The organism is Jatrophihabitans sp. YIM 134969, assembly GCF_054456675.1.
Genome location: NZ_JBTJEQ010000114.1, coordinates 1 through 581, shown reverse-complemented (window position 1 = coordinate 581; position 581 = coordinate 1). Strand labels below are relative to the sequence as shown.

The window sequence follows — 581 nt, the reverse complement described above, 5'->3', positions numbered from 1 at the left end:
ACCGCCGGGACCGCCGGGCCGCCCGGGCCGGGTTCGGCGCCGGGCTCGGTGCCCGGCGGCGGCCACGGTGCCCCGTCGGTCGGGGTCCGGTGGCCGTGGGTCTGGTGGCCGTGGGTGCCGAAGGCGCGCTCGACGGCGTGCCCGGTCTCGTGGACCAGCAGACGGTGCACGAGGCGGCGATCAACGAACGTTGCATCCTGCAACGCCAGCCTGATGCCGGTGACGGCGTCGTTGCACAGTGCACGGACGTCGGCGGACGACGTCCCGGTGACCTCGATCGGGTTGAACCGGCCCGCGGCCCGGTCGTCGGCGAGGTCCTCGACGGCATCGAGTAGGTGGGCGAGCCGCCCGAAGAACCGGCCGGCCTCGGCGAGAGCCGGGGCGTTGTCGGGTCGAGCGCCGATCACCGCGGTGTGGGCGAACGCCGCGGCCGTGGCCTCCTCGGTCGGCGCGGTGAGGTCGAGCAGGGGAGTGGCGGCCGTCGCCGCGCGCTCGACGTCCGCCTGCCGCCGCACCGCCGCGAGCACGTCGGCCGAGGCGAACCCGATGGCCTGGCCGTCGGTGCCGGCCGCCCGCGCGGC

General features: G+C 77.1%; 1 pseudogene. It reads right to left on the bottom strand.

Going from position 1 to position 581, the window contains the following annotated elements:
• Positions 1-581, bottom strand: a pseudogene (locus ACXR2U_RS24105) (hypothetical protein); the annotation flags it as partial.